This is a genomic window from Nocardioides daphniae (genome assembly GCF_004777465.1).
GTDB lineage: Bacteria > Actinomycetota > Actinomycetes > Propionibacteriales > Nocardioidaceae > Nocardioides > Nocardioides daphniae.
In genome coordinates this window covers 112,626-124,446 of the sequence record NZ_CP038462.1, presented here as the reverse complement: position 1 = coordinate 124,446, position 11,821 = coordinate 112,626, and the positions used below count along the sequence as shown (strand labels likewise).

Genomic DNA, 11,821 nt, shown 5'->3' with positions numbered 1-11,821 from the left:
ACGGGCTCTTCGGTGGGTTCTGGTTTCACTTCTCGCTCCCGGCGGTGCTCAAATCGGTGTCTTCCACCCGGTGATCAGGGACTGCAGCGATGCCATCAGCTCTGACCAGGCACCGGTGAGCTGCAAGGCGCCGAGCAGGATCAGGAATCCGCCGCCGACTCGGGCAACCGTCATCCCGTGTCGCCGGGCCCAGGCGAAACGTCGCATAGCCTTGCTGACCGACAGCGCCGAGAGAAGGAACGGCAGCCCGAGCCCTACGCTGTAGGCGAACGCCAGGACGGCGCCCCGACCGGCAGTTGCCGAGCTCGTAGCCAAGGTCAGCACCGCCGCGAGCGCCGGGCCAATGCACGGGGTCCAGCCGACGCCGAACACCACTCCCAGCAACGGCGCTCCCGCGAGACCGACGCGTGGTCGATAGCTCAGGCGCATCGTGCGCCCGAGCAGCGGCACGCGTGCGCCGGACAGCGCGAACACCAGGCCGAACACGATCGTCAGGGCGCCGGAGACGCGGATGATCGTGTCTTGGTGACGCACAAGCTGAGAACCCAACGCTCCAAACAATGCGCCGTAGCTAGTGAAGACGATCGCGAAGCCGAGCACGAAGAGCAGCGCCCCCAGCACGGTGCGCCCTCGGTGGGACGGCACCTCGCCCTTCAGCTCGCGGACGACGGCAGACTCCTGCCCGGACACGCCCGCCACATAGGAGAGATACCCCGGCACCAGCGGCAGCGAGCAAGGAGAGAAGAACGACACGACCCCGGCGGCCACCGCGACGAGGGCCGCCAGAAGGAGGGATCCGGAGAGCACGGTCTCCTGCAAGCCGTTCACGTGATCACCCTCACGCGAGCGTCCGCCAGTAGTACCAAAACTGCTCAGTGATCAGCGCCAGCACCGCCAGGAACACCAGCGTCAGTGCGAGCAAATGCCATTCGGCCAGGACGCGAACCGGCGCAGAGCCGGCCACACGGCGGCCGAAATTGCCAGCCTGGGCGTTGCGGAGAGTCACGTACCAGAAGACGGGGAGGACGACCGCCCAGACGACCATGCAGTACGGGCACAGCGCGCCGATTCGGTAGAGGCTCTGAAAGATCAGCCAGCCGATGAACCCAGCGCCCAGGGTGACGCCGATCTGGAGGCCCAGCCAGTACCAGCGAGCAAGGAGAGCGCCGGCGAGGATCATCGCACCAGTGGCGGCAACCACCGGGAAAGCAGCGACCCCGATGAGCGGGTTCGGAAAGCCGAACACCTCAGCTTGCGACGTCCTCATGATCGACCCGCAGTTGAGAACGGGGTTGAGACTGCACGACGGGGCGTACCCGGCATCGGTGAGGAGAGCTACCTTCTCCACGGTCAGAACGAAGGCTGCCGCGAAACCGATCAGGCCGCCAATCAGCAGCAGGAGACCGAGCGCCCGCTCCGGTGCCCGGGTGGAATTGGTTGCGAGCGTCACTCGGCCACGGCCTCCTCGAGGGCCTTGTCGAAGTCGTCGACCGACGTCGGCTCGAAACGCTCCCCGTCGAGGAAGAAGGTCGGCGTCCCCTGCACGCCGAGCGCAATGCCGTCCTCGACATCGCGCTGCACGCGATCTGCCACCTCCTCGGAGGCGTAGTCGGCGTCGTACTGCCCCATATCGAGGCCGATCTCCTCGGCGAACTGCCGAAACAGGTCATCGAGCGGCACCTGCTGCTCACCCCAGGACGCCTGAGTCTCATACATCTTGTGATACATCTCCTCAAACTTCCCCTGCCGAGCCGCCGACTCCACCGCCCGAGCCGCCCGCTCAGCGTTGAAGTGCCCCGGCAGCGGGAAGTAGCGAGCAACGAAGGTGACCCGGTCGCCGTACATCTCGCGCATGTCCTCCACGACGGGGAAGGCCGCACGACAGGCCTCGCACTCGAAGTCGAGGAACTCGACGAGGACGACATCGCTGCTGCCCCGCTCGCCGATGATCCGGCTGTCCTCGCGCACCAGTCGGCTGTCGGTTGCACCACCCGGGGCGTCGGCGTCGGCCCCGCCGCCGTCCCGGCCGGTGACGACCAGCAGCACCGCCAGCACGGCGACGAAGAGACCGGCGACCAGCAGGGAGACCTTGAGCTGGGGCTTCACGGGGATGCCTTTCGTTCGTTTCTACTAAGAGGCATCGTAGTTGACGTCGTGGCACGCCCGTCAGGCGGTCACAAGCCAAACGCGCCACCCTCGATCAGGATGACGAGACCGAGCACGATGAGCACTAAGGGGAACAAGATGTGCTCCCAACGCTCCAGCACCTCCGCGATCGGCTTGCGGGTCGCCACGAACTTCGCGGTAAGGACGAGGACGAGAACCAGCGTGAGGAACACCACGCAGTAGGCCACCAGCGCCCCGGTGCCGACCGCAAGGAATACCGGAACGTAGACCCCAATGTTGTCTCCGCCGTTGGCGAAGGTGACCGCGGCGACTGCCAGTGCGCTGATGGGCCTTTCGGTGTCGTCGTCGTCATCGTCCCCATTGCGCCACACCTGCCAGGCGGCGTAGATGCCCAGCAACAATGGGATGAGACCGAAGTACGGGATAGCGGCGTCAGGCAGGAACAGTCCGGCACCCAAGGTCACGGCCACCGAGGCGAGGAGGATGGCGCCGAATCCGAGGTATTGCCCGACGATGAGCTTGCTAGTCGTGCCTCGTTGCCCCGCTCCGCGGGCGAAGAACAGCGACAGGACGATGATGTCGTCGATGTTGGTGACCATGAACAGGCCGATCGCCTGCAACGCGGACGTGGTCATGTCCATGTCTCCTTGGTTCGGGTCAAAACGTGGTCACTCAGCGCAACGAGGCGGTCCTCATCAAGCGTCGTCATTGCCCACTGATCGGGGCGCCGGGATTGTCTACCGTCGGCTCTGGGGTGCTCGGCACGCGTTCTGGGCGGGCGTGCAGTAAGGCGATGGCGATACACCCGGTGACGAGGAAGGTGTCGGCGAGGTTGAAGGTGGGCCACCACCCGGTGTGCAGGTAGTCGGTGACCACTCCGTCGCCCGCGCGGTCGATCACGTTGGCAACGGCGCCGCCGATGACGGCGCCCCCGGCTACCCGCTCGAGCCGCCCGGCGCGCGGAGCGCGATACCAGGCGTAGACAGCGAACGCGACGGAGATCGTGGCGGTGAGGCCCACGATGACACCGGCGGGCAACCTGTCGCCCATGCTGAAGGCCACGCCGGGGTTGTAGGCCAACTGCAGCTTGATCGGTCCGAGGTCGACCGTCGAGTCGGTCAATCGCGCCTCGGAGACTGCCTTCGCGCTGAGGTCGATAGCAGCGACTGCGGCAGCGGCAAGGAACACCACCGCCCGAGCGGCCCGAGCGGTCCGCACGCGGCGAGCCGGAGCGGTCGGCCGGGAGCTCACCTGGCCCCGACTTCCGTCGGCACCGCGGGAGCCGCGGGCGCATCCGCCGGGGCCGGGGGAAGCGGGCGGGCCCGGCCGGCACGCACACCGTTGCCGATCACGAAGATCTCCGCGATCTCGTGGACCAGGACCACCGCGGCAAGCCCGAGCACACCGAAGGCAGCGAGCGGGATCAGGATGGCGATCAGGCCGAGAGAGAGGCCGACGTTCTGCAGCATGATCGACCGTGCGCGGCGGGCGTGGGTCAGACTGTGCGGCAGGTGGCGCAGGTCCTCGCCCATCAGCGCGACGCGTCGGCGGTCTCGATGGCTACATCGCTGCCCATCGCGCCCATCGCGATCCCGACGTCGGCGGTCGCGAGGGCTGGGGCATCGTTGACCCCGTCCCCGACCATCGCGGTCGGCCGGCTCTCGCGCAGGCGCGCGATGATGGCGGACTTGTCCTCAGGCCGGAGCTCGGCGTGCACGTCGCTGATCCCGGCCTGCGCGGCCAGGGCGCTTGCCGTCCGTTCGTTGTCGCCGGTCAGCATGGCGACCTCGTAGCCACCGGCCTGGAGGCGGGCGACCACCTCGGCGGCCTCGGCACGGAGATCGTCGCGGACGGCGACGGCACCGATCACGGTTCCGTCGTACTCCACCAGCACTGCCGTCGCGCCGGCCTCCTGCATGGCCTTGACCTGCTCGGCGAGCTCGCCGGCGGGGATCCAGCCTGGCCGGCCGAGCCGGGCGGGCCGCCCGGCGACCGTTCCGGTCAGGCCGGCCCCGGTAACCGCCTCGACGTCGTCGGCGTCGCGGTGCTCGGGCACGGCGGCGAGGATCGCGCGGGCCAACGGATGCTCGCTGCGAGACTCCAGGGCGGCCGCGATGTCGAAGACCAGCTCGCGGGTCTGTCCCGGAGCAGTGGCGACGTCGACCACGGCCGGCTGGTTGCGGGTCAGGGTGCCGGTCTTGTCCAGGGCGACCGTGCGGATCCGACCCAGAGCCTCGAGGGCGGCGCCGCCCTTGACCAGGGCGCCGATGCGGCTCGCGGCGCCGATGGCGGCAACCACGGTGACCGGCACGGAGATCGCCAGCGCACACGGCGAGGCGGCAACCAGGACGACCAGGGCGCGCTCGATCCACGTCGACGGGTCGCCCAGCAGGCTACCGATGATCGCGATCACGGCGGCGAGAACCATGATCCCCGGCACCAGCGGCTTGGCGATCCGGTCGGCAAGGCGCTGTGCGTTGCCCTTGCGGGACTGCTCGGCCTCCACGATCGTGACGATCCGGGCCAGGGAGTTGTCCTCCGCGGTGGTGGTGACCTCGACTTCGAGGACGCCGGTGCCGTTGATGGAACCGGCGTAAACGGTGTCACCGACGCCGGCCTCGACCGGGACGGACTCGCCGGTCAGGGCGGAAACGTCCAGCGCGGTGCGACCGTTGCGGATGACGCCGTCGGTGGCGACGCGCTCACCTGGGCGGACCAGAAGCAGGTCACCGATCACCAGGTCGGCCGGGACGACGGTGACCTGAGCGCCGGCGCGGAGGATGGTGGCCTCGGCCGGGACCAAGGACAGCAGGGCGCGCAGCCCTCGGCGGGTGCGGGCAACCGCGTACTCCTCCAGGCCTTCGCTGATGGAGTAGAGGAAGGCCAGCATCGCGGCTTCGGCGACCTCGCCGAGGATGACCGCGCCGATCGCCGCGATCGTCATCAGGGTGCCGACGCCGATCTTGCCCTTGGTCAGGCGCCTCAACGTGTTCGGGACGAAGGTCCAGGCGCCGAGCGCCAGGGCAATCGCATTCAGCCCGACCACGGTCGAGTCGGAGGCGCCGGATCGGTCGGCGATGAATCCCGCGAGCAGGAAGACTCCGGCGAGGGCGGCGAACCTTAGCTCGCTGACCTGCCAGAGTCGTTCAGGCTCGTGTTCCTCAAGCTCGCCGTCGTCGTTGCGGGGCTCGTCGTGGCCGCAGCCGCAGGCGTCCGTCACGGTGCTACTTCCTCAGTCGTCGTAGGGGTGGTGTCGGTGAGCGTTTCGGCGCCGAAGTTGGGGCAGAGCACGACTGCGTCACCGGTCAGTGCCAGGACCTGCTCGGCCGCCGCGAGCAGCTCCATCAGTTCCGGGTGGGCGATGGAGTAAAACATCTGTCGCCCCTCAGGCCGACCGACGATCAGGCCGCATTCGCGCAGGCAGGCCAAGTGCCCGGAGACCGTGCCTTGGGCCAGCCCGAGAGCTTCGGTCAGGTCCACGACCCGGCGCTCGCCCGCGGACAGCTGACGGACGATCGCCAGCCGGTTGCGATCGGCGAGGCCGTGGAACAGAGATGCTCCGCGCCGCAGAGCCGGGTCGCCATTCGCCGTTGTCATCGACATACGCCGATGATAGCGTCCGAACTATTGATCGTCCACTGCCGCTGTTAGCGGATAGCGCATAAGGGGTTCGCCATCGCAGAGACAGCGGTTCGTAGCCGGAGGAGCGGGACGCGAGAGCACGACGCGGAGCCTGGGTGGTTCGTCGGTCTCGTGCTCCGTCGCCGCGGCTGGGTGCTGATGACGGCGTTGCTGCTCATAGTGCTGGCCGGGCGGGATGCAGGCGACAAGCTGGTCTCTGGCGCCTACCTGGATCCGTCGGCAGAGTCGCAACAGGCAGCCGAGGTGCTGACCCGCCACTTCCCCGGCGGCCCGCCAAACCTGGTCCTCATCGTCGAGACGAGCACCGGCACTGTCGACTCTCCGGATGCCGTGCAATCGGGTCGCTAGCTCACCGAGCAGCTCAGCCAGACGCCCGGAGTCGCCGGTGTGCAGTCCTACTGGACGACGCCGGACCCGTCGCTGCGCGGCGCCGACGACCGGTCCGCCCTGATCGCCTTGCAGTTGACCGGTGGCGAGCACGCGGCGCAGGAGACGGCAGGGAGGATCATCGACGACATCGAGGGGGCGGCGACCGGCCTGCGAGTGAGCCCAACCGGTCCCGCGGCGGTGGGCCTGGCGGTGGACGAGCAGGCGGAGAGCGACCTGGTCTCCGCGGAGATGGTGACCTTGCCGATCACCCTGCTTGTACTTCTGCTTGTCTTCGGCTCGGCGATCGCAGCCGGCCTACCCCTCCTCGTAGGTGCCGGAGCGGTAGTCGGGACGCTGGCAGTGCTCGGGCTGATCGCCGACGCCACCACCATGTCGAGCTACGCCCTCAACCTGACCACCGCGCTGGGATTCGGACTGGCGGTGGACTACAGCCTGTTCCTGGTCACCCGGTTCCGTGAGGAACGCCGCGGCGGGCGCTCGGTCGAGACCTCGGTGGTGGTCGCGGTGCGCACCGCCGGGCGCACCGTCGTGTTCTCCGCTGTCACGGTGGCGCTCTCCCTGTCGGCGCTCCTTCTGTTCCCGATGCCCTTCCTGCGGTCGCTGGGCTACGCCGGGATCGCGGTCACAGCGCTCGCCGCGGCGACGGCGGTGGTCGTCGTCCCCGCGCTGCTCGCCCTGGTCGGACACCGGCTCGACCGGGCCGACCTGTTCGCACCGCTCCGCCGGCGGATCACCCGACGGCGCGCCGGCGTAGGAGAGGAGCGGCAGACCTGGCACCGGATCGCCGCCCTCGTCATGCGCCGCCCCGTCCTGATCCTCGCCTCGGTCAGCGCCGTACTCATCCTGCTGCTCCTGCCGTTCACCGGCGTGCGGTTCGGGCTTCTGGACCACCGAACCCTGCCCGCAGAGCACCCCGTCGCCGAAGCCGCCGAACAACTGGCCCGCGACTACCCGGCCGCGGCCGAGGACCAGATCGCCGTCGTGCTGCCGGCAGGAAACGACGCCGGCGCAGGAGCCGGGGAGCTGGACGAGTACGCCATACGACTCTCAGCGCTGCCCGGGGTGACGAGGGTCGAGACCGCGACCGGTCAGTACGCCGACGGGCAAGGAACCGTCCCAACAAGCCACGAAGCCGCAAGCCTGAGGGCCCGCTACACCGCCCCCTCCGGAACATGGCTGGCCGTCACGCCGTCCGCCGCGGACCCCGCCGACGCACGCAATGTCGTGTCCGACATCCGCGACCAGCCGGCGCCAGGGAACGTGCTGGTCGGCGGCTCCGCAGCCACCCTCGTCGACGCCACCGACACGATCGCGGACCGGTTGCCGTGGGCGCTGACCGTGATAGCGCTGTCGACATTCGTCCTGCTGTTCCTGTTCACCGGGTCGCTGCTCATCCCGTTGAAGGCGATCGTGACCAACCTACTCAGCCTCAGCGCCACGTTCGGCGCCCTGGTCTATGTGTTCCAGGAAGGACACCTGCGCTGGCTGGTCGGCGACTTCACCCCAACCGGCACCCTGGAAACCACCCTGCCGGTGCTGGTCTTCTGCATCGCATTCGGCTTGTCGATGGACTACGAGGTCTTCCTGCTGTCCCGCATTACCGAGGCTCATCGCAACGGCGCCAGCACCACGGAGGCGGTAGCCCAAGGCCTGCAGCGCACCGTGGACTGATCACAGCAGCCGCCGCGATCCTCGTCACCGTCTTCGTGGCCTTGGCTGCCTCGAACCTGACCGCTCTGAAGGTCATTGGCGTCGGTCTGACATTGGCGGTCGTCCTCGACGCCACCATCGTCCGCGGCCTGCTCGTTCCCGCGATCATGCGGCTCGCCGGTGAGGCGAACTGGTGGGCCCCCGCGCCGCTGTGTCGCCTGCACAACCGGCTCGGCCTCACCGACTGATCCACCGCCCGACCCGGAAGGAGGAGCATAGTGACGACGAGCTACGACGACCCGCGACGATGGTGGGCGCTCGCGGCCCTGGGCTTGGCTGTCCTGACGCTCGGCTTCGACATCACGATCATGAACGTCGCGCTCCCGACAATCGCGACCGAGCTGGAGGTCGGCACCGACGGCTTGCAGTGGATGGTCAATGCCTACGTCCTGGTGATCGCCGGACTCATGCTCACCTGCGGGGCCCTCGGGGACCGGTATGGCCGCAGGCGCCTGCTTCTGATCGGGCTGGGGCTCTTCGGGATCTCCTCCGCGATCGCCGCGTGGGCAGATTCAGCCGCCCTGGTGATCGCCGCTCGCGGGGTGATGGGTGTGGACGCCGCCATCTTGATGCCAGTCGCCTTCGCTGTCCTTGCCGCCCTGTTCGGACCCTCCGAGCGCGGCAAGGCGGTTTCGGTCCTGGTGATGGGTCTCGGCGTGGGCATCCCACTTGGGCCGATCATCGGCGGCTACCTGCTCGAGCACTTCTGGTGGGGCTCCATCTTCCTCATCAACCTCCCCATTGCGCTCGTCGGCGCGATCGCCATCGCGGTCTTGCTCCCGGAATCGCGCGACCCGTCGCCACGTCGCCCTGACATCGGCGGCGCGGTCCTGTCCACCGTCGGACTGACCTCACTCGTGTACGGGGTCATCGAGGCCCCCACGCGCGGCTGGTCCGATCCAGTGACCGTGGGCGCCATCACCGCTGGGCTGCTGGTGCTGGCGGGCTTCGCCGCCTGGGAGCTGCGCGTACGCGAACCGATGATCGACCTGCACCTGTTCGCCCGGCCTCAGTTCCTGTGGGCCAGCGTCGCGGGCGTCCTCGTGACGTTCGGCATGCTCGGCCTGCTGTTTGTGGTACCGCAGTACCTGCAGTTCGTAGCCGGTCACGACCCCCTCGCTACGGGATCCGCTTGCTACCGCTGATCGGCGGACTCGTTGTCGGTGCACCGACGGGGGAGCGGCTCGCGGCGCGTGTCGGCTACCGGGTGCCCGTCTCGGCTGGCCTGGCAGTGCTTGCTGCGGGTGTCGGAGTGGGTGCAGCAACGGACGTGGCGTCCGGATACGGGTTTGTCGCAGCCTGGCTCGCCATAGCGGGACTCGGCATCGGGATGGCACTCGCCCCCGCCATGGATGCCGTGCTCGATGCGCTGCCGACCGAGCAGGCCGGATCCGGCACCGCGATCACCATGACCCTGCGCCAGACCGGCGGCGCCCTCGGCGTCGCACTCCTCGGCAGCCTGCTGGCTGAGGGCTACACCGGCCGGGTGGACACCGCCGGACTACCGGCCGCGGCGGCTGCCGCCGCGCGCGAGTCCATCGCCGGCGCGCTCACCGCCGCCGCTCGGATCGGTGAGCCATCCCTCGCCGTGCGGAACGCCGCCTACCTGCACGGCATGTCGCTAGTTCTGATCGCGACAGCCGTCACCGCAGGGGTCAGCGCGCTACTCACGGGCTGGCTCCTTCCAGGGGAACCCTCACCTGACAGCGAGGAGGGTCGGCAGTCGCCGGAGGCGACTAGCGTCCCCGACAACGATGCGCGCTGACCGGTGCTGCTGAGGAAGTTGAAGACCCTCGTGGCCAGCACCACAACCGCCACGACTCGATCCTGCGGACCGGTGGCGCAACTGCGTTGGCAAGTGTCTAGGTGGGTCGCCGTCGCTCAGAGGCGTGAACGATGGGAGATCAATGGACAGTGTACGCTGCACCGAGCCGGGAACTGCCAATAGCGTCGAAGCGACGCCCACGAAGGAGCACCCGTGAAGCCTTCTGCGATCACATGCGCCGACAGCACGCTCGCGCTCCTGCGAGACCCGTACCGATTCGTGTCCCGCCGAGCCGCCGAACTCGACGACGACGTCTTCGAGACCCGGCTGCTGCTGCGCCGTACGACCTGCATGACCGGCGCCGAAGCCGCCGAGATCCTCTACGATCCGACGCGGTTCCAGCGGGCTGGAGCCGCACCGCCACCCCTGCAGAAGACTCTCTTCGGCCAGGGTGGAGTACAGGGCCTCGATGGGGAGCGCCACCGACGCCGCAAGGCAATGTTCCTCCGCATCAACCAGCCCGACCGGGTCGAAGCCTTGGCCGAGGTCGTCACCCGAGAGTGGCAGCGAGCGGTCGGGGACTGGGAGGTGGCCGGTCAGATCGACCTGTACCCACAGGTGCAGCTGCTCTTGACCCGAGCGGCCTGCGAATGGGCCGGCGTCCCCCTTCCGGAGGCGGAGGTCGAGGTCCGGACTCGGCAGTTGACTGCCCTCTTCGACGCCGCCGGCGATGTCGGACTGGGGCATCTGCGGTCACGGGCGGCACGGAGGGCAGCTGAACGATGGGCAACAGATGTCCTCGAGCAGATCCGCTCCGATCAACTGGCTGTCCCCGACTCAGCCGCTGCATCGGTGATCGCGAGCCACCGCGAATCCGACGGACGGCCGATGGAGCTCCGGATCGCCGCCGTGGAACTGCTCAACGTCCTCCGACCCACCGTCGCGACGGCCGTCTACATCACGTTCCTGGCACACGCACTCGACGTGCACCGCGCTTGGCGGGACCGCCTGGCGCAGGGCGACGGCACTGAAGACTTGGCATTCATCGAGGAGGTTCGGCGCACCTATCCGTTCTTCCCGGTCGTTACCGCCATCGTGCGCGATGACTTCCAATGGCGAGGTCACCACTTCCCCAAGGGTCGTCGGGTCCTGCTCGACTTGTACGGAACAAACCGGGATCCCCGAGCGTGGGAGCACCCGGACCGCTTCGACCCCGAACGGTTCCTCGGAGCCGATCCGGGCCCGTTCGCGTTCGTGCCCCAGGGTGGCGGCGACCCGGCTGTGCACCATCGGTGCCCGGGCGAGCCCATCTCAACCCGCCTCATGGGCGTCGCTCTGGATCAGCTGGTCAGGCACATGGAGTACAAGCCCGGACAGCCAGCCGCCCCCATCGACTACCGGAGGCTTCCCGCGATCCCGCAACGGGGCTTCGCCATCCAGCAGATCGCCCGCCGCCGGTCCTGAGATGGGGCCGGTGGCCGAGGCCGCCTCAGCCCCCCAGAAGGAGATCGGCCCGCATCTGCTGCCTGATCACAAGAAGCATCAATAGCACTAGGCCGGCGACGAGCAGCACCCGCCGCGTTCGAGGCGTAAGTTCGACAGCAACGTTGAGCCACCGCCGAGTAATAGCTCCAAATGCTGCTCGCACGACGACAACCGCTGAGACAGCGACGACGAGGATGCCCAACGGGTTGTAGCGCCAGGCCTCCACGAGGTGCCCCTGAGTCGTCAATCGAGCGGACCTGGTGCCGCCACAGAACGGGCACGTGATACCCAGCTCGTGGATCGGCGAGCCGAGACTGAATGGCGGCAGGCCGAAGATCGCCATCCCAACCGCGATGGCGGTGAGACCGAGGGCAACGAGGGTGACGGCGATATGCCCATCTCGCCGGTCCCAACTAACCGACAGACGTCCGCGAGTTGGTACAGCATCGGCGCGATAGCTGTTGGACGCCATGGAGGGCGCTCCCTGCTCCGCTGCTCGTTCACGAGGCCTGTTCCCGGGACCTTGGAGTTTGGGATCGTGCTGCATTCGGCTGCCTCTCGCGGGATGACCGAGCTAGCTCGCTTGCCTCAATACTATGGCGGATAGTACGCGAGTATCCAGTTGCTCGCGGGCACCTTGACGTGAGCACTACGACCCAGCCCACTGATTGCCACCGGCCCAGAAGGCGCGGTTGTCGCCGG

At 68.3% G+C, this 11,821-nt stretch carries 13 protein-coding genes and 2 pseudogenes; 7 read left to right on the top strand and 8 right to left on the bottom strand.

The window, feature by feature from the left end; all coding sequences use genetic code 11:
* Positions 1-48: 48 nt before the first annotated feature.
* The 7 genes and pseudogenes from E2C04_RS00665 to E2C04_RS00635 all read right to left on the bottom strand — a co-directional run bounded on the left by E2C04_RS00665 (position 49) and on the right by E2C04_RS00635 (position 5,730).
* The gene (locus E2C04_RS00665) at positions 49-828 is read right to left on the bottom strand and encodes a cytochrome c biogenesis CcdA family protein (RefSeq protein ID WP_135831124.1); all 780 of its coding nucleotides are present in this window, start codon (positions 826-828) and stop codon (positions 49-51) included.
* A gap of 10 nt (positions 829-838) precedes the next feature.
* Positions 839-1,450: a vitamin K epoxide reductase family protein gene (locus E2C04_RS00660; protein WP_135831123.1), complete on the bottom strand. Its 612-nt coding sequence runs from the start codon at positions 1,448-1,450 to the stop codon at positions 839-841.
* Complete coding sequence (locus E2C04_RS00655; protein ID WP_135831122.1) at positions 1,447-2,106, bottom strand: DsbA family protein; 660 nt, start codon at positions 2,104-2,106, stop codon at positions 1,447-1,449. Before E2C04_RS00655 ends, E2C04_RS00660 begins: the two co-directional genes overlap by 4 nt.
* 68 nt (positions 2,107-2,174) lie before the next feature.
* Positions 2,175-2,768, bottom strand: coding sequence for a cadmium resistance transporter (locus E2C04_RS00650; protein ID WP_135831121.1), 594 nt, complete (start codon positions 2,766-2,768; stop codon positions 2,175-2,177).
* Positions 2,769-2,832: 64 nt separating this feature from the next.
* Entirely contained in the window at positions 2,833-3,345 is a 513-nt protein-coding gene (lspA, locus tag E2C04_RS00645; protein ID WP_135831120.1) for a signal peptidase II, read from the bottom strand.
* Positions 3,346-3,374: 29 nt separating this feature from the next.
* Positions 3,375-5,347: pseudogene (locus E2C04_RS00640) on the bottom strand (heavy metal translocating P-type ATPase).
* The gene (locus E2C04_RS00635) at positions 5,344-5,730 is read right to left on the bottom strand and encodes an ArsR/SmtB family transcription factor (RefSeq protein WP_135831119.1); all 387 of its coding nucleotides are present in this window, start codon (positions 5,728-5,730) and stop codon (positions 5,344-5,346) included. Before E2C04_RS00635 ends, E2C04_RS00640 begins: the two are co-directional and overlap by 4 nt.
* Positions 5,731-5,880: 150 nt before the next feature.
* Here E2C04_RS00635 and E2C04_RS00630 point away from each other — a divergent pair, with 150 nt between their 5' ends.
* From E2C04_RS00630 to E2C04_RS00610, 7 genes and pseudogenes are all read left to right on the top strand, one after another.
* Positions 5,881-6,117, top strand: a complete 237-nt coding sequence (locus tag E2C04_RS00630) for a hypothetical protein (RefSeq protein ID WP_135831118.1) — start codon at positions 5,881-5,883, stop codon at positions 6,115-6,117.
* Between the two features lie 21 nt (positions 6,118-6,138).
* Positions 6,139-6,960: pseudogene (locus tag E2C04_RS20490) on the top strand (MMPL family transporter); the annotation flags it as partial.
* Positions 6,955-7,830, top strand: coding sequence for an MMPL family transporter (locus E2C04_RS20485; RefSeq protein ID WP_275106592.1), 876 nt, complete (start codon positions 6,955-6,957; stop codon positions 7,828-7,830). The pseudogene E2C04_RS20490 and the gene E2C04_RS20485, both read left to right, overlap by 6 nt.
* A gap of 41 nt (positions 7,831-7,871) precedes the next feature.
* The gene (locus E2C04_RS20480) at positions 7,872-8,057 is read left to right on the top strand and encodes an MMPL family transporter (RefSeq protein ID WP_275106533.1); all 186 of its coding nucleotides are present in this window, start codon (positions 7,872-7,874) and stop codon (positions 8,055-8,057) included.
* Between the two features lie 30 nt (positions 8,058-8,087).
* A complete protein-coding gene (locus tag E2C04_RS18330) occupies positions 8,088-9,014 on the top strand; it encodes an MFS transporter (protein WP_202977837.1) in 927 nt (308 codons plus the stop codon).
* Complete coding sequence (locus E2C04_RS18325) at positions 9,002-9,634, top strand: MFS transporter (protein WP_202977836.1); 633 nt, start codon at positions 9,002-9,004, stop codon at positions 9,632-9,634. Before E2C04_RS18330 ends, E2C04_RS18325 begins: the two co-directional genes overlap by 13 nt.
* 213 nt (positions 9,635-9,847) lie before the next feature.
* Positions 9,848-11,098, top strand: coding sequence for a cytochrome P450 (locus tag E2C04_RS00610; protein WP_135831116.1), 1,251 nt, complete (start codon positions 9,848-9,850; stop codon positions 11,096-11,098).
* Positions 11,099-11,123: 25 nt separating this feature from the next.
* Here the strand turns inward: E2C04_RS00610 and E2C04_RS00605 are convergent, their stop codons facing one another.
* Positions 11,124-11,591: a DUF2752 domain-containing protein gene (locus E2C04_RS00605; RefSeq protein WP_158630539.1), complete on the bottom strand. Its 468-nt coding sequence runs from the start codon at positions 11,589-11,591 to the stop codon at positions 11,124-11,126.
* Between the last annotated feature and the right edge of the window lie 230 nt (positions 11,592-11,821).

Coding starts and splice junctions, on each gene's coding strand:
- E2C04_RS00605 (WP_158630539.1), bottom strand. CDS start 11,591: ATGGCGTCCAACAGCTATCGCGCCGATGCTGTACCAACTCGCGGACGT.
- E2C04_RS00635 (WP_135831119.1), bottom strand. CDS start 5,730: ATGTCGATGACAACGGCGAATGGCGACCCGGCTCTGCGGCGCGGAGCA.
- E2C04_RS00650 (WP_135831121.1), bottom strand. CDS start 2,768: ATGGACATGACCACGTCCGCGTTGCAGGCGATCGGCCTGTTCATGGTC.
- E2C04_RS20485 (WP_275106592.1), top strand. CDS start 6,955: ATGCGCCGCCCCGTCCTGATCCTCGCCTCGGTCAGCGCCGTACTCATC.